Raw genomic sequence first — 21,359 nt, 5'->3', positions numbered from 1 at the left:
ATACAATTTAAATTTAAAATCAATTAATCTTCTCTCTTGTCACCTATAAAGAAAAGCGCCACAGTCCCAGGACCGGTATGAGAACCAATTACGGTACCAACACTATTTATCATTACACGCCCATTGAGCAAAGGGAATCTTTCCTCAACTAAATCAGCCACCTTGCGTGCATCCTCATAACACGCTGAATTAGAGATAAAGCACTTCCCCGAGTATTCTATTCCATCCTTTGCATGTATCTCCATCATATGCACAATCTCCTTTATTACACGATTTTTACTGCGAATATTTTTGCGAGGAGTAAGTTTTCCATCATAATTCATATTTAACAGCGGACAAATTCCAAGCAAAGTCCCTACAGCTGCGGATGTAGCTGATATACGGCCTCCGCGTTTATAATGGGAAAGGTCCGTAGAGAAAAACCAATGATGCACATTAAGCTTGTTTTCCTGAAGCCAGTCATATACTTCTTCAAATACTACTCCATTATCCCGCATATCCGCCGCCATGTCCGTTAACAATCCATAGCCTGAGGATGCGCCCAGGGAATCTACAATTAATATTTTCCTATCCGGGTATCTTGATAAAAGTTCCTCCTTTGCAATAGTTGCAGAATTATAAGATCCTGATAAACCAGAAGAAAAAGAAATGTGAAGAATATCTTTTCCCGCTTTTAAAAATGGTTCAAAGAAATCCATATACTGCCCCACATTCACCTGTGAGGTTGTAGGCATTGATCCCGCCGCGATTCTACCATAAAATTCTTCAAAAGAGATGGTTTGCCCTAAATCATCCAGATAGTCCTCTCCATCCAAAATATAATGAAAACATAGAAACGGAATATTCCTTTTTTTAAAGTAGTTATAGGTCATATCTGCTGTGGAACAACAAGTTAAAACATAATTAAGCATATTAAATCCTCCATATACAATTAATTAGAATCTAAGGTGTAAGGGCTGAACATCTGACACCTTCATAAAGAAATGAAACCAAAAGTAGTTTATTTTTATGATTTAAAAAAGTTGATTTTTTGTATAATATTTACTACACTAATAGGGATGTTATAATTGTAACACCGCATATGTTTTTTTTCAATGCAAATCCAAAGGGATGCTACAAAAGGAGTTCTTATGTCACTTACTTCAAACCTATAAATTAAAAAAATAACTAAAGAAAGTATCCAAAATGCATTAATACTACTTCTAAAAGAAAAAAATGGGAAGACATTACAATCAATAATATTGTAGAAAAAGCCGGCGTCTCACGTATGGCTTATTACCGTAATTACAAGTCTAAAGATGATATACTAACGGATATTTTTGATGATTTTATGACAAAGCTCACTGAAATATCTCTCCCTTATATGCAGACAAAACAGTGGTATGATTATTGGAAAGTTCTATTTGATTTTTTTCTGAGCATATAGAAAGTATCCGGCTATTATTCGCCTGTAACTATAAGTTATTCATCCTGAATTATTTAAATAATTTTTACATTAATAGCATAAAAACACCTTCACTCCCAGACCGTTATCGCATTTACGGCCGAGTTGGCTTGTTCTTTAATATGCTTGTTGAATGGATTGAAAACGATATGCCAATTAGTTCTGAAGAATTAGCTAAGGTGTGCTTTGAGTCAATTAATTTTTAACGTTTTTTCTCAAGGCATATATTTTTACCTTATCCATTAACGACTCAAAACCACGCACTTGCCGGATTTTTTCCAGTTCTCCCAGGCTAGATCTTATGCGAACTCACCTTTCAGTGATTATCAAAAGCAGACTGCATATTTTTCCCTACTGCTTTTAGCAGTTCTTTAGGTAGCCTTTCTATCTGTTCGCCGATCATTACTCCATGGGGCTCTCTGTAGCCTTCATTCCATACGAAATTAAAGATTTTTTCATTTGTATTGTTGCTTTTTCCCATTTGGAACGCATAGATTTCTACATTTTTAGATAGTAATTCTTGCACAGCTTCTTTTGCTGCTCCCGGAAAACTTGATGCACCATCTGTAATTTCAAAGACTATCTTTATTAGTTTTCCTTTTTTAAGTTCGCTTTCCTGCATGGACGTAATTCTATCAGATATTTCTCTAAGGCAACTTGCATCATCTGTCGCTCCATCTGTTGCATCTAACTTTACAATTGAGCGAATTATGTCGCTTTTTTCTTTTTCTTTCACATTTTTATCGTTAAATTCTTTAACATTATAAAACTTACTGCCAAAAAACCACGTTTCGCTTAAAACTTCAACTTTTTGATTCAGTTGTTCTGCATTGCTTTTTAAATATCGATTAAAATCATCAATTGACAACAATGTCACTGCCAAAGCTTTTCTTGCTGCTTCAATTTTTGACGCATTCATTGAGCCTGAATTGTCTATCACAAATGAAATCTCTATTCTTTCAGGCAAAATATCTGTTTGAGGCTCTAATAAGTACCTATTAAAAATTGGGAGATTTTTGTAATTTCCATTTTTTTCAGCTTCTATAAAATCCGGATAAGTGTTAATAAAGCTATCGACATCCAGTTTCCCTTTTATTTGGTCATCTTTTTTTACACTTACTTCTTTTTTTGCACTTCCTATTAATTTTTCCCAAAGTTGCCGCATTTGTTCTCTTTCCGATTTCATTTTATTTGAATAAAACCGGAACAATTGTTGATCTGTCTGGCTGATCCCATAGCGCTCTAAATCAACCTTGCCTTGTATTGTGTCTTGTATGTTTGAGGTTATTTGGTCCTGTTGCTCCAACATTTCTTCCAAAATCTTTTTTTCTTCTTCCTGGGTAGATTCCAATGAATCTGCTATCTCATATGCTTTAGATTGCTCAAAAGGATTTTCACTTCCATTTACCTGCTCTTTTGTTTGTCCTTCTGATTTATAAAATTTCATTTCATTAATTTCTTTTTTCCACAATTGCTCAAAAATCGGAAATATAAAGGAACGAATGAATGGATCTCTTTCTATAATTCCTTGATTACTATTTATCTGTCTAACTAATTGATAATGAATAAAATCAAAAAAAGGTTGATTGAAAATTTTTATGTCAAAAGGATTCTCAATACATTCTTCGATTTCAGGCTTTATTTTATATAATTCAATAATCAAGAAACTATTCGCAAAAGCTCTATGTTTAGGCATTTCAGAAATTGATTCAATAGTTTTACCTGTTTGTTTCATATATGATACAATTTTCTCGAAATTTTCTTTATCCCTGTATATAGGGCACATCTGTAAAACCCTTAGAAATGATGTCAGCTTATCCAATAGATATAACAAGTCAAGAATTTCTTTTTTAACATAACTAGAAATAATTTTGGGTTGATAAGCTATGTCTTTTTCCAAACCTTCTTTTTTTATCCTGTTTAAAATATAGCTTGTCATGTGATCAATTTCTTTTTGCCAATCTTTTTTTCTGTTCAAATATTTTTTAGTTTGCTTTTTCCAATCAGGGTATAGGGCTAACTCATAGTAAATATGCCACATAATTTGGTTGTCATCTAATTTTTCATCTAAAAAGCTTTGAAGGGGCAAGTATAATACTCCCTTGGAAGGATCTAACAGAAATCTTTCCAATTTTGGATCAGGAATATACATCAAACCAAGATCTCCTGTAAATGTGGCTAATGATCGTTGTTCATTTTGCAAAAATACTTCACAATGTTTTTTAGATTCTTCAATTAGAGTTTGCTCATTAAAGTCAAACATTTCATCCCTCCTACTGATGAAGTGGCAGTTCCCACAAGTCTTTTGGTGTATCAATCCTATCGATATATAATAGATTTAATTTACCTTCTATATCCATTAACAAATATTTTGAAATATCTAATTTCAGGATATTTGTAAAAAATACATCCTTAAGCACTGCTTCATCATTTAGATACCAATTACCAAAATTCTCTTCAAATAAGTATACAATTCCATCTTCACTTAAAACTACAGCTGTGCCATTTTTAGATTGAACGTCAAACAAATTGCCTTTTAAATCATTCAATTCTATTTTTATGGTTTTTGAGTCTCCATATAAAGAAAAAATTTTAAGATACCCATTATTGCCTGTCACTACAAGGGAACTCTTGCTGCCATTTTCATCCTGGAGGCATCTAATTACTCTTATTTCATCACTAAAACATTTTATTTTTTCAGTAATATTTAGTTGATTATTCTCGTATTTGATAAAATATAATTCCCCCATTTTTGTACCAACTGCAAAGTAATTGTCACTTATTTTTCCCAATGCAGACCAATTTGGAATAGTGCAATAAATATCTTTATGAAAAACAAGACGATATCCATCTTTTCCTTTTACCGTTTCTAATAAATTCAACTTTTTGTCTCCATTTTCCACTGCAAATAAACCATCATTAATTGCTAAACATCTTCCAAATTCATTAATACCATGCTCTGTTTCAATCTTTTTAACTTTAATCTGTCCGTCAATATCAGGCATTTGGTCAAAATTATCGCTTGAAAGCAGATAGCATCCCCCTCTTACTCCTAAAAGCAAAATTTCTTTATCATTCAATTTATATATAAACGAAACTCCCTCTTTTATTTCTTTTATAGGGTGACTCCACTCGACCTGGATTTGAATTTGATTAGAAAAATCGTCTTCAATATCTATATAAAAAAATTGAACTTTTCCATCTATACCACTTGTAATAAAAAGACTATCATTAATTCTCAATGTGGTTTGTAAAAAACTGTCAAATTCAAAAGCTCCCAATTGTTTTATCGGATTTATTTGCATTGAAGTCTTTGTAATATTATCTACATAAACTCGGTAATACGGAATTAAGTCAGACAATAACTCTTCTTCTATTTGTGAGAGTTTATCTAATTGTTCTTCAAAATCCTCATCTAAAATTCCATTTGTCAGGCATTCATTCAGCTTTGTTCTTAGATCTTTAACTTGGTCCTTGAAATCTTTTCCATGTACTGACAAATTCATATTCACTTTTCTCCTTCATTATCTTCCAAGTATTCAAGTAGTTCCTTTGAATGTTCCAAATGAGATAATTGTTGGTCTAATTTTTGATACTTTTTCACATCAATTCGCGATGAATCAGCAATATCAGCTTCAAAAATTTCTTTTAGTTCTTTTGGCAAAGTCCTTCTTGGGGTTCCTTTCCCAAATATTAGATGAACTACATCTAAATAGCTTAACGTTTCTATTGATGGGCGAACATAGTGATATGGGCGAGTACGAATTTCCTCGTATGTTGTTGTTGCTTCTCCTATGCCTTTTGCCTCAACATTCCAACCTTCCCCTGCAGGAAAAAAACCAAAACGTACTGCTTGTGAGAGGATATAATTTTGGTCATCGGGATAAGTTATTGAACTAATAAAACCATCCCACAAAGCTTTACTTAAGTCTTTTTCTTCGCCTTGATTCCAATTATCTAAAATGTGCAAAATATTACGGATTGATAATACAGATTCTTTAAGCTCCGGTTCATCCATTCCAGTATCTTTTTGGGCTTCATTATCCTTCCACTTACCCATGAAAACATTCTGAGTTACTCTGCACAACTGAGAAAAGCGAAATAATTCTTCTAATGTTCTTTTGGAATCAGGAATATGAATATTTCCATTTTTGTCAGCTAATTGTGCTATTATTATTCTGAAAAGTTCGTTTTCTTCTGTAACCTCTTGTTCTTCCAATGAACCTGTTATCTTTTGTGGTACATAATTATATTCAATAGTTACGAAACGTGATTTAAAAGCTGGATTTAGTTCATTTGTTCCTTCATAATTGACCATATGAGATGATAGGTTTCCTGTGCCGATAAATCCAAAGCCAGGTTTAATCAAAACAGGACCAACTCCTGTAATGTAAGCCGTACTTCCTGCGTGACGCTGCAATATATCATTCAAAGCAATTAAATTTTGCATGGCAATTGTATTTAATTCGTCTATTATTACAGGACGGCCTTCTTTTACTGCAATTAAAATTTCTCTTTCTATTTTTTTGATTGTAGTACCAAAGCTGCTATTACTTGCTACCAATAAATCAGAAAAGCTCTTCCATATCTGAATCTTAAGCTGTAGCTGCTCTTCATCAGTCATCTGCTCTAATCTTGCTTTATGCTCATCCATCCACACATAAAAATCTCCTATAATCATATTCAGATAATCCGCATAAGAGCCTTGGGAGAAGCTGTGTTCGAGAGACAAAGTTTTCTCCACAAACATATCTTCGTAAGTTAAATTATGTGAACCTGAAATAAATAGCGGTTGTAAAGATTCTATTTCCTCTTTACTACCATTAGTTAATATATTTTTATAGTGGAGCTTTCTTTCTTCATTAAATTTTTTAAATTTTTGAATAACGTCTTTCTCTGTTGCATTTGGATTTGAAGAATACCAGTTTTCCATTTTATTTTCTAATTCACTTTGTATTTTATTTTGAATAGTAAAATCCATGGCTGCTTCAGTTGCTAATTGTGTTTTCCCGCTTCCTAAATGTCCTACAATATATACAGGGACACCTAAATTCAACGAATCTATTACTTTTTGCTTTGCATTAACTACATAGGGGACAGCTACCAAACGTTGCTCGTGCTGGGTTTCTATATCGCTTATCAATTGACGTTTATAATAAAATTCCCATGCTTCAGGAGAGCTTTCCAGGATCTTCTTCAATTCCTTTTCCAATCCTCTTATGCAGTCAACGCGATATCTTGTAGCTGAATTACTACCAAAGTGGCTGTAATTATTAGTCTCGCTACTTATCCTCCTTTCAAAGCGAAGAAAAAACCTTTCATATTCAATTAAATTCTCAATTTCCTGTATCTTTTTACCCTGGTTTGCTGTTTCCTCTTCTACATAAGCTTTATATTTTTCGTAAAAAACATTATCTTCTTTAGAATAGACAGGAATTTTATCATCTCTTTCTTCAAATTTTCGAAAAGCTTTAAAAAATGATTCTTGTCCTTCTATCTCTCTATTATATTCATATTCCAATGACCTTGAGGCTTCCCTGCGCAAATCATCTTCATACCGGCTTTGCATTTCTTCTATGGCAGGAATATAAGCTTGCTTAATGTTTTTTTGTTCTTTCACAGAAGTCTCCTCCATTTTATGATGTTTATTTAATAAGGGCTTTGCCCATCATTATAATAATTGAATATAAATTAAAATCCCGTTTTTTTAAATTCGGGATTTTAATCAAATTATCAATTCAAAATGTCACTAAAGAATGCCATATTCTTTAAATAACTTTTCAATTTCTGTTCCTGCTACTTGTTTCATAATTTTACGTCTAACCAGTGGTGGTAAATTTATTTCTGGTTTTTCTCCATCTAATAAGTTCACCCCTGCATCTAACAAATAGCGGATATCATATCTGGAAGCAAATACCTCAGGAACTCCTTTTTCAACTCCAGTCAGTACATATACTGCTTCCATAGCTGTACGTCCTGAGTATTCAATAGTAAATACAGTATCACGTCCTGGATCATCCAATGTTTCAGCATATTGTCCAAGGAAAGCAAAGTTTACTGCATTCTTTGGTACAACATAAGGACGATCTCCAAATTCACGAGGCATAAATTGAGATGTGATAAATGGCATCATAACAGGAACTGCAGTACAACTTTCTGCTAATTCCTCTATTTCATCTGCAGGAACACCTATATGATATAACCATTCTTTTGTAATTTCCCTACCAGTGCAATCTCTCATAGGTTTTTTAATGTAGTCCCCAGGAACATCGGAAAACAAACCATATACCCAAACAACAACATCTTTTTCAGGTTGTCCGTAATATTGCTCCTGACGGTTTATTGTCCAGCTCATCAACCATGAAGAGTCAAGGGCAGTAACTATGCCGCCTGTTACAGTGCGTCCGCCATATGGGGAACGTTTTGTAATCTTTTCAATGTACTTGGGAACTCGTTCATCATGACAAGTTACTGTGCAAGACTCCCAATTGGATTTTTCCGGATCTGTACAGAATTTATCAGGATTTCCAAATTCATCAGACTGAGCTGCGATATTTCTCCACAGCTTCCAACATCCTCCCAATTCCTTGTTAAATGGAGCTGGAGTATTGTCATCTCCATATCCGGAACCTTCAGTCATAGAACCATTGGTGATAAATATCAGGTCGTTTTCCGTTAAGCTGATAGAAATATCATTTCCATTTCTATCTCTTGCAGCTATCCTCTTTGCAACCTTTTTATCATCTGAAATTGAGAACTCAACGTTATCGACAGTGACTCCATATTCAAATTTAGCGCCATGATCTTCTAAATATTTAACCATGGGTTTTACAAATGAAGTATATTGATCATGTCGTGAAAATTGTAAAGCTGAAAGATCCGGCAGACCCCCAACATGATGTATGAAGCGGTTCATATACAATTTCATCTCTAAAGCACTATGCCAGTTCTCAAAAGCGAACATTGTTCTCCAGTATGTCCAGAAATCAGAATTTAAAAGTTCCTCAGAAAAAATATCTTCAATAGATTTGTTTTGAAGTTCTTCATCTGTCATCATTGTAAAAGCAGCTATTTCTTTTGCCAAATCTTGACCTAAATTAAATTTTCCATTGTCATAGCGTTCGCCTTGGTTATTTGTAATACGACAATTGCTAAAATTTGGATCGTCATGATTTGTATAATAAAAATGGTCTAACACAGTCATATTAGGATCTTCTGTAGATGGTAAGGAACTAAACAAATCCCATAAAACCTCAAAATGATGTCCCTGTTCACGTCCACCACGCGCCACATAACCAATATTTTGACGAACTTGGCCGTCCAAACTTCCTCCAGCAATATCTAATTGTTCTAAAAAAGTAATCTTACTTCCATCCATGTGAGCATCACGAATCAAAAAGCAGCCGGCAGCTAAAGCACCAATTCCTGTACCAATTAAATAGGCCTTCTTATCATCAATTCCTTTAGGCTTTCTTGCATTCACTAAAGAATGATAGTTCCCATTTGTAAGTGTAAGCCTGTCATCATGTGTTTTTAATTTCATTTTATCTCCTTCTTTCTTAATAGTCTTCTAAATCCTACTATTATGTTTAGAGTTCTTTTATGTGAACTCTACTAGCACTCCACATTTTGAGGGGTAATAAATAACAACACCTCCTTTAACTTTGTGAATACTTGTTATCTGTAGGATTTGTTTATACTTATAATATCGCTTTTTTATGTCTTTTACATTAGGCAAACAAACTGCGGTGTTCGAATTTCGAACACTGCAGTTTATTTGCCTAATTTTTTGGCATTGAGATTAGAATGCCTTACAAAAAAAGATTTTGTTATTGTTTTTTATTAGAGTCATTTAAACCAGCACTTCGCTTAAGGGATAGGGCAATGTGTCCATCGAAGAGCCGCCCGATTCGTCTGATGATAGTATCAGGGTCTTCCTTCATTCCAGAAGCAATCCAGCGTAGTACCATTTCAGTAAGAGCACACTGATAAAAGGAAGCAATCAGTTTTTTATCCCCCGAAGAAGCTGAGATACCGTCGCTTACTTTTTCAACATACCGGTTCATGACATGTCCTGATACATTGTATATATAATCCTCTAATTCTTCTCTCTGCATGGAGTTATATACATGATTAATGGCTATTTTGTTTTCTAAAGCAACCTTAGTAGCTACAATAAAACTCTCCTCCCAGGAAAATGTATCATTATATTCATCAATTACTGTCTGGAGTTCTGTTTGAAAGAGCTCTGACAGAAGTGCATATACATCTGTGTAGTAATAATAAAAAGTATTTCTATTGATCTCACATGCTGAAGCAATATCCTTAACTGTGATTTTATTAAGTGGGCGCTCATTCAGTATCTTTATGAATTCTTCTCGAATCTTTTTTTTCGTATATTGCTGTGCCAAGCTGTTACCTCCTTAATGCTTTAGCCTTGAGAGTACAATAATGATTGATTGTTTCTCCCTTCAAATTCTTATTTATATATAAGCTCTAATTATTGAAATTTATGAGAGACTTAGCCTTTGAAATTAAAAAATCTCATTATATGAAAGATCTATTCTTTCATCTTTAAATTTCTAAACTCTCCTTCTATATTATAAACGTTTTTTACATATTTTACAATCTTTGCAAAGTAATCTTTTCTCATTTTATTTGATCTCCTATTCTCAAAATAGTTAATCATAAAAGCAAGAGTATTTCTCCGAATTTGCTATATTTTTATATGTATCCATAATTCTATTAAAATTAACGGTTTGCGCGATTTAAAGCTAAACCTCTTAGTTCATAGCCTATCATATGCTGTCGCTTTTGTCATTGGCGTCATGCACATGGCCATAAAGCATATATGTCTTCGGACTTCCATCTTCATCCAACTTATACTGAACTTTTAATTATTTCGATTTTTTGCTCCCCACTTACACAACTCTTCCAAGACGGGTAATAGAGTTTCTGCTTTATCTGACAGACTATACTCTACTTTAGGCGGGATTTGAGGATACTCTTTCCGCTTCATCAAACCATCCGCTTCCAATTCTTTTAATTGAGAACTCAATATTTTAAAAGTAATAGTTCCTATTTGTCTTTTCAATTCATTAAATCGAACTGGTTGGTTTTCTGCTAAAAGGTAAATAATAACCATTTTCCATTTACCACCAATCACTGAGATTGTATAACCAAAAGGTGTATCTTGAATATTTTTAACTTTACCATTAAAATCAGCCATACCCATACTTACACTATTCTTTCGAATAGTACCTATCAATAAAGTGCGTACTATTTTTATATTTGAGCTTAGTATATACTAAGATTACATTAAACTAGGAGTGATAATAATGGCTAATATTAAAACCTACAATCACGGTCTTCCATGGGAAGACGAACATGGCATTGCCCAAGGCTACTGTGTTAACGGCACCATATACATTTCGGGTCAATTCTCCCATGATATCCAGGGCACATTTGTTGGTGAGGGTGATATCGAAGTGCAAACCAGACAAACGCTAGAGAATCTCGATCGAGTACTGGCGGGATTTGGTGCTACGAGGTCGAACATTGCTGAGATGGAGATTTTTCTGTCAAACCCACAAGAATTGAAAAATGCATCAGTATTTTCAAGGAGTATGTGGGCGACCATCGACCAGCCGGTGCCCTCGTTGGTGTGTCGGGTATGGCATTTCCTGATCAGCTGATTGAAATTCATGCTGTAGCACATATTAACTAACTCATTCAAAGTGGTGAGCGAGTTGTCAGAAGATCAAGCATCGAAAAGGCCCGTTTGTTATTAGTGTAAAGCAAAAAAGATGTTGCCAAGAATGTATAACTTTTATTATAAAACGAACCCCTCCCTCATTATTTGGCAGGGAGCAGTTCTTTTTATAGATATTATGCATCCGGCCGATCAGATGCAATTTTTATTAAATAATCTTTATGTTTTTCTATTTGAACAATATCTTTAAAGTGAAGAATGCTCAGTCATTCTCCTTCCACATTAAAGGAGAATCAATATCGCTTTTTTCTCTCGCAGCGTGAATGATATTCTTCCAAATGTTTAATTGAATCTCTTTAGACTCTTGCAATCTTTCCTGAAAATCTGGAAAAAGTTTTATGGCATCAAAATCAAAGAAAAATAATTAAAACTGAGGGCACTAATAGTTTACAAGCATGATGGAGGTGCATCTCGCATATAGTGTGAGGTATATATGATTTTGGGCATTATAGATTCCTCTTTGACTTTCGGGTAAAAGAAAAGGGTGACCGTTAGATCACCCATAAGACTATTTTCTTTATTCTGTTGTGCTCTAATTTTGTGTTCTTGAATATATTGATGATTTGGTGGCATTAATAGGCTAGTATCTCATAGCCATCATTAGTGACTAATACCATAACTTCCCATTGGGCAGATGGCAATCCATCTGTCGTATAAACTGTCCAGCCATCATTATCATCTACAAAAATTTCTTCAGTTCCCATATTCACTATTGGCTCAATCGTAAATACCATACCTGGGACTAAAAGCATTTCTGTTCTTTTTTTTGAAACATGGCTTATCCACGGTTCCTCATGAAATTGCAAACCAATACCGTGTCCGCCTATTTCTTGTACAACTGTATATCCATTACTCATGGCATGTTCATTCACAGCTTGCCCCATATCACCTAAAAATCCCCACGGCTTTATTTGTGCTAATCCTAATTCAATGCATTCTTTAACCACATCCACCAGTTTCTTTTTTTCAGGACTTACATTTCCGATACAAAACATTCTTGATGAATCCGAAAAAAATCCATTGTATATTGTAGAAACATCAATATTTATAATATCTCCGTCTTTCAGCAAAACATCACTGGATGGTATTCCATGGCATACTTGATCATTGATTGATGTGCATACACTTTTAGGAAAACCTTCAAAATTTAATGTCGCTGGGATTCCACCCAAAGCCACCGTTTTTTCATAAATCAAATGATCAATTTGCTCTGTTGTCATTCCTATATGTAGCTGTTCAGATATAAAATCTAAAACTGCTGTATTGATTTTTCCACTTTTTCTAATCTCAATAATTTGTTCTTGGTTTTTTATAATTTTTCTGGGTGGAATAATACATCCTTGAGTTTTGTACCATAATAGCTTTTCGTCAAAAGACTCATGACATTTTTTATACTTAATTTTGCTTCCACACCAACATAAATCATTTCGTCCAATTTCTTTTAACATTAAAACACTCCTTACATTTACTGAGGAGTGTTCAAATGTCTATTTGAGCTTTATCAAATGTTAAGACTTTCGGCAATAATTTACGATATTGAAAGGGTGTATAGCCATAAACACGCACAAAAGCTCTTGTAAATGCTTCATGCGATGAAAATCCATATTGTATAGCAATGTCAATAATACGATTCTTCGTTTTCTGTAATGCCATAGCGGCCATACTTAGTTGCCGTTTCTGAATATAATCTTTAAATGAAACACCGACATATTCATGGAACTTAGTAGAGCAATAACAAGGTGAATACCCGACGAAATCGGACATTTCTCCTAATGTTGGACATTCTTCTAAATTTTCTTCAACCCAATTTATCATATTTTCAATTGTTTTAACTGACAATCTTGTTCACTCCCTGCTGGTATATTATAACTTCTTTTATATTTCAAAACTTGATTACAGTTTCAATTTTATACATTATTTAAATTACACTTATTTGTCTTTAAATTCTGTTTGCATAGATTATAATTTTTATAATATTATATCACTCACCATTCAGTAAGTCACCCAGAAACTATGACTTTGAATAAACCGCCTCACAGCAAAGGCTTCCACTAACCATGTGACATATACAACGCACCTAACCTTTTCAGCAACTCTACACAATCCTTTGCGTCTTGCACATAGATGAATGCACCCTCATGATCTGCTATCATATTTGTCTTTTCAAAGTAGTCAATCAGTATTTTTTGTTTTTCCTCCGACAGACCCTTTACGATGTCACGAACGTGTGAGCTTAATGTACCCTCGAATAGAATTCCTGGGCATCAACATCATGAGAATAGGCAATGACATGAGCAGATTGGAAATTCTCCACTGCACGTTTGAAATCCATTCGTGCAATACGATTTTCTGTATATCTGTATGTGCTGGTAAAGGCAGAGGATAATGTCTGCAATAAATAATTCTCAACCATTTGTGACGTTATATATCCGGAATAAAATTTGAGTTCCTCCCAAATGATAAAGAAAACAGCATAAAAGCCGCACAAACTGCACGGCTTAACTTAATATTTTTATAATTAGAATCATAGTGTTCTGAATTTCGTGTCTATAATATTGGCATAGGTCCAAACATCAAATACTTATACACAATTTCTGTTTTTGCATAAATACTATACTCTCTTGATCTTACTAAACAAGTCTTTACTGTTTAGTATAACATGTGTCTATATTAATCCATTCCTTTATTCCTGCTAAATATACATGAATTCCCCTGAACATCTATGCATTTGCCACAAGATATACATTTTGCCTTGCTATTATCTTCTCCACCCCATCTATTTATTAAATCGAATTCGCGCAAAAATGGTCTAGATAGTGAGAAATATTGAATTTTAGTATTATCCAGTATATCATTCATTAAGGTAAGTGATCTATTACCACCAACTAAAATGACAGGCACATTTACTTCTTCCGCTATCTCTGCAGCATATTTTCTAAAATATGATTCATTTTCTAAATATTTAAGTCCCTTTTCTTTTACGCTTCTATCTTCTGTTTTAGCTCCTACAACCCCGCTGATTTCTATAGCATCAATGCCAAGCTCTTCTAATCTTTTGCATACATATTTGCAGTCTTCAAAAGAAAAGCCATCTTCTATAAAATCAGAGCAATTAAGTTTAATTAACACAGGGAAACCTGTTCCGACCTTTTCTCTCACAGCTGCCAGGGTTTCGAAGATAATTCTTGCTCTGTTTTCAATATTTCCACCATACTCATCAGTTCTTTTATTGTAGTGAGGGCTTAGAAACTGACTGTAAATATATCCATGAGCAGCATGAAATTGCACTCCATCAAATCCTGATTTTTTAGCTCTAAGAGAAGCATCCGCAAAACTTTCAACAAGACCTCTTATCTCTTCCTTTGTAGCTTCCTTAGGAGTAACACCATATATACTATGGGCTACAGCTGACGGTCCTAATATGATTCTCTCACCTACATTAAAGTTAGTTTGAGAACCACCATATGCAATTTGCAATATTATGTTTGTATCAAACTTATGGATCCTATCAGTAAATGCTTTGTATTCTTCAATAAATGAATCATTATAAATCCCCATCATTCTAGGATTGGGCTGTTCATCTTCTGTAACATAAGCATAACCAGTTATTATTGTACCTACTCCACCTTTAGCAAGATTTTCATATACATTATATAGTTTCTCTGTCATATGCCCTTTGTTATCCGCCATAGCTTCCCATGTAGCAGATCTAAAAAATCTATTTTTTAGATTCATATTACTTAATGTTGTATTATCAAATAACCTTTTCATAGTACCTCCATAAAAACTCATATTTTTAATTGTTAATGCTTATAAACTTTTTGGTCATCATTTCTAAATAAATTAGATTGTTTGAATTACCAATTCATTTAATTCCAGTCTTGGTCTTTGGGGAGGATTTTGATCAGGATATCCTATCGGTAATAATGCTACTACATCATATCTCTCATCAAGTTCAAGAATCTTTTTTGCCTTTTCACGATCAAACATCATTATCCAACAACTTCCAAGCCCTAAGTCAACTGCTCTTAATGCGATATGCTCCAAAGCTATTGCCGCATTTAAACTTAAATATGATTTTAGGCTTTCTTCATCCATCTCTCGCCTTCTTTTGTTATAAGTCTCGGAATCTCTATTCATATTAGCAAGTGGAGTATCGGCAAAAGCATTTGATTGCATTAATTCCTTTGACCTTTTCTCAGCTGTATCTAAAACTTTTTTGTTTATGCAGCACGCTATAATCAATGGTGCTTGTGTTACAAAAGGTAAAGGAGTACATTCAGCAAATTTTGCTCTCGCCTCTTCGCTTTTTATTATTACATAACGAGTAGATTGCAAGTTGCTGCCTGATGGCGCCAGCCTTCCTGCTTCAATTAGCTCAGTGATATAATTTTCCGGAATAGGATCAGTTTTAAATTTTCTGATACTTCTTCTGGATTGAATCGCTTCATTTAATTCCATAATTACGCCCCTAACATTCAATTTTTTTGATGCAAGTCTCAAACTCTAAATTCTGATTATTTTCTTTAAAATATTAATTCAAACTTTTTATCGCATTTTCCGCCCACTTGGAATCTTTGTATATCGCTCTGCCAACGCCAATAAGATCGGCTTTTCCCTCGGAAAGAAGTTTTTCAGCCGCGTTTACATCAGTAATTCCACCAGTCAAGATAACTGGAATCGACACAACTTTCTTTATAGATTCAGTCAATGATGAAAAATACCCTTGGTCAGTAAGCCCAGCAACAATAAACCCACAAAATCCGCCAGATATATCGAGAATAGTTACTCCTGCTTTTTCAAATTCTAGTGCTGCAATTTTGCTATCTTCAATTGTACTACCGCCCTCCATATAATCAGAAGCACCCAATCGCAGTAAGATTGGGAAATCATCACCCACAGCATCACGTACTGCCTTAATAACTTCTAAATGAATTTTAATTCTACCTAGCACATCTCCACCATATTCATCAGTTCTCTTGTTAGTAAGGGGAGAGAAAAATTGATTTAGAAGATATCCATGTGCAGAATGAATTTCCACACCATCAAAACCAGCTTTCTTTACACGCAATGCAGCGTCTTTAAATTCACCAATTATATCTTTAATTTCTTTTTTAGTAAGTTCCTTTGGAACATTACCTATACGTGGATTTGCTATAGCACAAGGTCCAACCGGCTCATGTCCTGTAACAGCTAAACTGGCTGCACTCCCAGCATGATTAATTTGCATTACTGTTTTGGAGCCATTTTTATGAATAATATTTGATAATTTCTTCAAATCCTCAACACGGCTATCATCCGCCACAGAAAGCTGACCTTCACTTGCCTTTCCTTGTTGTGTGATAAAGCTATGTTCTATAATAATCAATGATATATAACCACCCTGTGACTTTTCATCGTAATAATCTAATATATTTTTGCCTATTCTTCCATCCTTTTCAGATTTCGAAGTAGCCATAGGCGGCATAACCAATCTATTCTTTAAAGTTAACTTGCCCTTGTCTAAGGGTTTAAGTAAATATGACATTTTTAACCTCCTTACATTTCGAAATTTAAACAGATAAACTCTACATCCGTATAATTAGCCGATGTAGAGTATCTAGTTATCTTATAAATTGATACCTTTACTAAAATTCAACTTTTTCTCCAAACTCATAAGCCTTTTTTAAAGCGTCTAAGTTTTTACTAACTTCAACTTCGCCAGTGCAAACACCTAATACTCCTGCCACACCTACATTCAGATATGCACATACTTCTTTAAAAAGTTTCTCTACAGTCTCAGGACCAGAATTAGGCAGCTCACCTTCGTAGGTCATAAGGAGCATAACTTTTTTATTATGAAAATCAAAACTGCTATCTGTAAAATTCAATGCGTATAATCTATCAATTAAAAGCTTCATTTGAGCGGTAACACTCCACCAATATATAGGCGTTGCTAATATTATCAGATCTGATTTTTTTATTTTCGGAACTATGTCCTTCATATCATCATTAATGACACATGTTTTATCTTCATTGTTTTTGCAAGAATTACACCCCATACATGGCTTTATATTACTATTCTGTAAAAAAACAATCTCACTTTGTGCATCATTTTTACTCAAGATACCATCTAAAACTTTATCTAAAAGTAATGATGTGTTACCATTTTTTCTAGGACTCCCCAAAAAAGAAACTATATTCATTTAAATCACCCCTTATTATAAAGCTGCTCTATATATATTAAGCACATCTTGTGCTTCTAAAGGCTTGAAATTTCCAAGTTTTCCTCTTACAGTAGCTTGCTTCGCCATTTCTTCTAATTTCTCTTCCTCAATTCCTACTTCTCTTAATGAAGAAGGTAATCCTAAGGATACAAAATATTCTTTTGTCTTTTTGATAGCATTATGAGCAATTTCATATTTATCACCAATAGAATCAATTCCCCAAACATTAACTCCATACTCAACAAATTTATCTACCGTATTATCATTTAAAACATATTCCATCCAATGTGGTGTTAAAATTGCAAGACCAACTCCATGAGTAATGTCATAGAATGCACTTAACTCATGCTCCATAGGATGAACACTCCACTCTGCATCTTTTCCATAGCTTAAAAGACCATTAATAGCAAGGCTGGAAGTCCACATTAAATTTGCTCTAGCTTCATAATTTCCAGGCTCTTCCATAGCTTTTGCACCATAATGTATGCAAGTTTTAAGAAGTGCTTCTGCCATTCTATTTTGCAAGTATGCCTCTTTCGTGTTGTTAAAGTATACTTCGAAAATATGACTCATTATATCTGCTGTACCCGCTGCTGTTTGATTTTTAGGTACTGAAAATGTATAGGTTGGGTCTAATATTGAGAATTTTGGAGCCATATCTTTGTGGCCTGTACCAAGCTTTTCACTTGTTTCAAGGCTTGTAATTACTGCTCCAGCATCCATTTCAGAGCCTGTTGCAGCTAATGTCAGTATGCTTGCAATTGGAAGGACATTATCTATTTTTCTTGGATCAACAACAATATCCCATGCATCTCCATCATAGTAATACCCTGCTGCTATAACCTTTGCGCAGTCAATTGTGCTTCCACCGCCTACAGCAAGTATAAGCTCTATTTTATTATCTCTGCATATTTCAATTCCTTTTCTTACGCTTGATATTCTTGGGTTAGGTTCTACTCCTGGCAACTCCCAAAATCGTATATTGTTTTTATTGAAAATATCTGTGATTTTCTCGTATATTCCATTTCTTTTTATACTTCCTCCACCATATACAAGCAATACATTAGATCCGTAATTCTTGACCTGTTCAGCAAGTACTTCTATTTTATTTCTTCCAAAAAATATTTTTGTTGGTATTGAATAATTAAAATTTAGCATAATTTCTCCTTCGATTCAAAATTATATATTATCTTATATAATTGATAACTTCCCTATTTCTTTTTGATGGTCCTAAAACACTATCATTTTCTTTATAACCGACTGCTACAGCATAAAACGGTTCATATCCATCAGGTAATTTTAATTTTTTAATCTCATCACTAAGTGTAAAGAAGAACCTACTGAGTCCTACCCATACAGTTCCTAAACCTATACTTTCGGCGGCTATCAGCATATTTTCAATTGCTGCTGAACAATCAACCGAGTATGAACTAACCTCTTTTTTGCCTGATACGATTATTAAAGTAGGTGCATTATAAAATATATTTACAGCGTTTTTCCCAATATTTACTATGTTTTCATTATCACTTTTGAGCATCACTTCTTTTGACTTATCACTAATAAAGTTAATCATATCTCTATCTTGTATTACTGTAAAATGCCACGATTGTGAGTTGTTTGCACTGGGAGCTTGTATACCAGCATCTAATAATGTTTGCAATTCTTCTTCACTGATTTGTTTATCTTTATACTTTCTTGTACTTCTTCTATTTCTTATTGCTTTAATTACCTCGTTTTCCATTCCTATAAACTCCTTCATTAATTATTAAATTTTGTCTAATATCTTATTTTACATCAAAACTTCATAAATTCTTAAAGTACTTTTTTGCAAATATTCAGTTCAGGCTTTTGATCCATATATTCATTCATTTTCGGAACAATTTTTTTAAAATGCTCTGAAGACATATGATTATTTAGGTCTTCCATTGTTTCCCACTCTTCTATCATGATCAAGATACTTGGATTTTTCTCATCCTGATACATTTCATACTTTATACAGCCATCTTCTTTTACCGTTGTTTCTACTAATTCCTTTGCTAACTCTAAAACATTCTCAATTTTAGCTTTTTTAGCAAAATTTTTTGCTATAACATTTATCATACAATTCCACTCCTTTTTATAGTTTATATTTTTATGCTAAACTCCTATAACTTCTTTAACTCCAGGTACTTCTTCCTTTAAAACTTGTTCAATAAACATTTTAATGGTCATTAATGCGCCCGGACAATTGCCGCACGCCCCCTGAAGCTGAACCCTAACAACTCCTTCATCGTTAACATCAACAAATTTTACATCTCCACCGTCTCTTTGTAATGCTGGGCGAATCTTTTCCAATGCTTTTAATATCATATTTTCCATTTGTAAACCTCCTATGATTAATCATTTATTTCCAATTTTCATAATGAATTCTTGTTGCATCAAATCTATCTACAAATTCATTTTTCTGACCATCTGGATATCCTACTGGTATTAATGCAAAAGGTTCAATACTTTCGGGCAAACTAAATAGGTCCTTTATATAATTCATTCTTTCTTGAACAGGTGCAATTCCAAGCCAAACTGCCCCAAGTCCTAACTGTACTGCTTCTAAAAGAAGATTTTCTGCAGCAGCCCCCATATCTTGTGGTATACAAGGGGGGAATTTCACTCCCTCTTTTCTTGATAAAAGAACAACTGTAACTGGTGAATTTGCAACCATTTTTGAATATGGACTTGCCTCAGATAACTTTTTTAACACCTCCTTATCTTCAACGATTATAAACTCCCAAGGCTGTTGGTTTCCTGCTGATGGTGCCTGCATTGCTGCTCTTAAAAGTTTTTCCATTTTTTCCTTTTCAACTGGTTTATCCACATATTTTCTTATGCTTCTTCTGTTAAAAATCACTTCCATTTATACGACCTCCTTATAAAAAAACTTTAAATTTTCAGCTTGTTTATTTTGAAACATTTTTATCACCAAATAAGTAATATTGTTTTTTTATATACTGTATGTTATGATTATACTACAACAATCCCAAATCACAAGTACGCACTTTTTTGTCACATAGTATATAAAACGATACCATGTTATTTTAAAAATACGGAGGTTACAAAATGTCAGATTTAAAGAATAAATACAGTTGCTCAATGGAACTAACTATGGATTTAATCGGTGGTAAATGGAAAATTAGAATTCTTTGGTATCTAAATATGGGTACAAAAAGATTTTCTGAGGTTAAAAGATTAATTCCTGATATTACCCCAAAAATGCTTACAACTCAGCTCCGAGAGATGGAACGTGATAATTTAATAACAAGGAAAGTATATCCAGAAGTGCCACCAAAGGTTGAATATTCTATAACGGAATATGGAAGAAACTTACAAGTTACGCTTGAGGAAATGTGCAAATGGGGTAATAAGTATGCTATTGATCATGATATTAAATTATAGTATCTAAATTAATTGGACCTTAACTATAATCTACAAATAAAATTTTAAAAAAGATAGAAGCAGTTTAATAAAACTAATCCACAATAATCAAAAGCAGGGGACTGTCTCACCCTCCTGCTTTCACAATGTACAAATTTATAATTTATGGTGATTTGCTTGCAACATATGAGCAGGTAAGCAAAGCAATCTTCTATATACCAAACTTGTTGTATTGTCGGAATCAATATACGCTGTGTATTCTGCTATTAAAGCGGAAAAGACTATTGGCTAGTTTCACTGGTAACTATTATTTGGATAATTTACAGATTACTAGAATAAAAAGGCATTTATTTCTGCGTATATTCAAAACATTTGAGATTAAAACTAAGTTCAAATGTTAACGGTTGTATCTTGAAAAGTCAATTATCTGTAGATTCATAAAAAAATCCTCTTCACTTTATAGACAACTTATCTATGGGGCATAATTGCTACCGATAAATCCCTCTAAGCACTGTATATCAAATAGAAA

The 21,359-nt window shown here is 33.7% G+C and carries 19 protein-coding genes and 1 pseudogene; 2 read left to right on the top strand and 18 right to left on the bottom strand.

What is annotated here, in order from left to right; genetic code table 11:
- Nucleotides 1–23: 23 nt before the first annotated feature.
- The 7 genes from U8307_RS08550 to U8307_RS08520 all read right to left on the bottom strand — a co-directional run bounded on the left by U8307_RS08550 (nucleotide 24) and on the right by U8307_RS08520 (nucleotide 10,679).
- Nucleotides 24–911, bottom strand: coding sequence for a DegV family protein (locus U8307_RS08550; protein WP_326906973.1), 888 nt, complete (start codon nucleotides 909–911; stop codon nucleotides 24–26).
- Between the two features lie 849 nt (nucleotides 912–1,760).
- On the bottom strand, nucleotides 1,761–3,707 hold the full coding sequence (locus tag U8307_RS08545; protein WP_326906971.1) for a vWA domain-containing protein: 1,947 nt from the start codon (nucleotides 3,705–3,707) through the stop codon (nucleotides 1,761–1,763).
- A gap of 10 nt (nucleotides 3,708–3,717) precedes the next feature.
- Nucleotides 3,718–4,950: a hypothetical protein gene (locus U8307_RS08540; RefSeq protein ID WP_326906969.1), complete on the bottom strand. Its 1,233-nt coding sequence runs from the start codon at nucleotides 4,948–4,950 to the stop codon at nucleotides 3,718–3,720.
- Nucleotides 4,951–4,952: 2 nt separating this feature from the next.
- Nucleotides 4,953–7,013 (bottom strand): hypothetical protein, encoded by a 2,061-nt coding sequence (locus tag U8307_RS08535; protein ID WP_442985541.1) that lies wholly within the window; start codon nucleotides 7,011–7,013, stop codon nucleotides 4,953–4,955.
- 180 nt (nucleotides 7,014–7,193) lie between these two features.
- Nucleotides 7,194–8,987 (bottom strand): oleate hydratase, encoded by a 1,794-nt coding sequence (locus U8307_RS08530; protein ID WP_326906965.1) that lies wholly within the window; start codon nucleotides 8,985–8,987, stop codon nucleotides 7,194–7,196.
- 286 nt (nucleotides 8,988–9,273) lie between these two features.
- Nucleotides 9,274–9,855 (bottom strand): TetR/AcrR family transcriptional regulator, encoded by a 582-nt coding sequence (locus U8307_RS08525; protein WP_326906963.1) that lies wholly within the window; start codon nucleotides 9,853–9,855, stop codon nucleotides 9,274–9,276.
- Nucleotides 9,856–10,337: 482 nt separating this feature from the next.
- Nucleotides 10,338–10,679 carry a winged helix-turn-helix transcriptional regulator gene (locus U8307_RS08520; RefSeq protein ID WP_066085476.1) on the bottom strand — a complete coding sequence of 114 codons (342 nt, stop codon included), beginning with the start codon at nucleotides 10,677–10,679 and terminating at the stop codon, nucleotides 10,338–10,340.
- Nucleotides 10,680–10,782: 103 nt separating this feature from the next.
- Between U8307_RS08520 and U8307_RS08515 the strand changes: the two are divergent.
- Nucleotides 10,783–11,171: pseudogene (locus U8307_RS08515) on the top strand (RidA family protein).
- A gap of 617 nt (nucleotides 11,172–11,788) precedes the next feature.
- Here U8307_RS08515 and U8307_RS08510 read toward each other — a convergent pair.
- The 11 genes from U8307_RS08510 to U8307_RS08460 all read right to left on the bottom strand — a co-directional run bounded on the left by U8307_RS08510 (nucleotide 11,789) and on the right by U8307_RS08460 (nucleotide 20,312).
- A complete protein-coding gene (locus U8307_RS08510) occupies nucleotides 11,789–12,664 on the bottom strand; it encodes a methionyl aminopeptidase (RefSeq protein WP_312579361.1) in 876 nt (291 codons plus the stop codon).
- 31 nt (nucleotides 12,665–12,695) lie between these two features.
- Entirely contained in the window at nucleotides 12,696–13,055 is a 360-nt protein-coding gene (locus U8307_RS08505) for a helix-turn-helix transcriptional regulator (protein ID WP_066085473.1), read from the bottom strand.
- A gap of 831 nt (nucleotides 13,056–13,886) precedes the next feature.
- Nucleotides 13,887–14,987: an NADH:flavin oxidoreductase gene (locus U8307_RS08500; RefSeq protein ID WP_066085470.1), complete on the bottom strand. Its 1,101-nt coding sequence runs from the start codon at nucleotides 14,985–14,987 to the stop codon at nucleotides 13,887–13,889.
- 72 nt (nucleotides 14,988–15,059) lie between these two features.
- Nucleotides 15,060–15,677 (bottom strand): nitroreductase family protein, encoded by a 618-nt coding sequence (locus tag U8307_RS08495; protein WP_312579360.1) that lies wholly within the window; start codon nucleotides 15,675–15,677, stop codon nucleotides 15,060–15,062.
- 73 nt (nucleotides 15,678–15,750) lie between these two features.
- On the bottom strand, nucleotides 15,751–16,743 hold the full coding sequence (locus tag U8307_RS08490) for an NADH:flavin oxidoreductase (RefSeq protein ID WP_312579359.1): 993 nt from the start codon (nucleotides 16,741–16,743) through the stop codon (nucleotides 15,751–15,753).
- Nucleotides 16,744–16,843: 100 nt separating this feature from the next.
- Complete coding sequence (locus U8307_RS08485; protein WP_312579358.1) at nucleotides 16,844–17,401, bottom strand: flavodoxin family protein; 558 nt, start codon at nucleotides 17,399–17,401, stop codon at nucleotides 16,844–16,846.
- A gap of 15 nt (nucleotides 17,402–17,416) precedes the next feature.
- Nucleotides 17,417–18,580, bottom strand: a complete 1,164-nt coding sequence (locus U8307_RS08480; protein ID WP_066085459.1) for an iron-containing alcohol dehydrogenase — start codon at nucleotides 18,578–18,580, stop codon at nucleotides 17,417–17,419.
- 28 nt (nucleotides 18,581–18,608) lie between these two features.
- Nucleotides 18,609–19,163 (bottom strand): nitroreductase family protein, encoded by a 555-nt coding sequence (locus tag U8307_RS08475; protein WP_066085456.1) that lies wholly within the window; start codon nucleotides 19,161–19,163, stop codon nucleotides 18,609–18,611.
- 71 nt (nucleotides 19,164–19,234) lie between these two features.
- Nucleotides 19,235–19,522, bottom strand: a complete 288-nt coding sequence (locus U8307_RS08470; RefSeq protein ID WP_066085454.1) for a putative quinol monooxygenase — start codon at nucleotides 19,520–19,522, stop codon at nucleotides 19,235–19,237.
- 36 nt (nucleotides 19,523–19,558) lie between these two features.
- The gene (locus U8307_RS08465) at nucleotides 19,559–19,780 is read right to left on the bottom strand and encodes a NifU family protein (RefSeq protein ID WP_066085452.1); all 222 of its coding nucleotides are present in this window, start codon (nucleotides 19,778–19,780) and stop codon (nucleotides 19,559–19,561) included.
- Between the two features lie 25 nt (nucleotides 19,781–19,805).
- Complete coding sequence (locus U8307_RS08460; RefSeq protein WP_066085449.1) at nucleotides 19,806–20,312, bottom strand: nitroreductase family protein; 507 nt, start codon at nucleotides 20,310–20,312, stop codon at nucleotides 19,806–19,808.
- 203 nt (nucleotides 20,313–20,515) lie between these two features.
- Between U8307_RS08460 and U8307_RS08455 the strand changes: the two genes are divergently transcribed.
- The gene (locus U8307_RS08455) at nucleotides 20,516–20,851 is read left to right on the top strand and encodes a winged helix-turn-helix transcriptional regulator (RefSeq protein WP_066085446.1); all 336 of its coding nucleotides are present in this window, start codon (nucleotides 20,516–20,518) and stop codon (nucleotides 20,849–20,851) included.
- The last annotated feature ends 508 nt before the right edge of the window (nucleotides 20,852–21,359 follow it).

Source organism: Sedimentibacter sp. MB31-C6, from assembly GCF_035934735.1.
Taxonomy (GTDB): Bacteria; Bacillota; Clostridia; order Tissierellales; family Sedimentibacteraceae; genus Sedimentibacter.
This window is presented reverse-complemented; position numbering and strand designations above follow the sequence as displayed.